At 39.3% G+C, this 257-nt stretch carries 1 protein-coding gene; it reads right to left on the bottom strand.

Annotated elements, in window-relative coordinates:
* Window positions 1-257: IS3 family transposase (locus CBG10_RS10555; RefSeq protein ID WP_143452879.1), on the bottom strand; the 257-nt coding region annotated here is incomplete at both ends.

Below are 257 nucleotides of genomic sequence, written 5' to 3'. Positions count from 1 at the left end.
ACGGTTACTCATAAAACGCCGATTTAGCTTATTCTTAGCTTTCTTGCCATTTGGTCCCTTAGAGGAATCATACTTACGGACTCGCCGATTATATTTGATACATTTAAGTCCCATTTCATGCATTAAGCGCTGAATGCGCTTATGATTAGGTGTCTTTTTACCAATTAAGCGATAGTAGTCTCGAATTTGAGTGCTTAAACGGCGTACGCCGTATTCAGCTTGGTAGTAGTTAAAGAGGCCTTTAATAACGGCTTTAA

The organism is Limosilactobacillus reuteri (assembly GCF_002254085.1).
In the GTDB taxonomy this organism is placed as follows: Bacteria; Bacillota; Bacilli; order Lactobacillales; family Lactobacillaceae; genus Limosilactobacillus; species Limosilactobacillus reuteri_K.
Note: the sequence above shows the minus strand (reverse complement) of the source record. Positions and strands in the feature narration are given on the sequence as shown.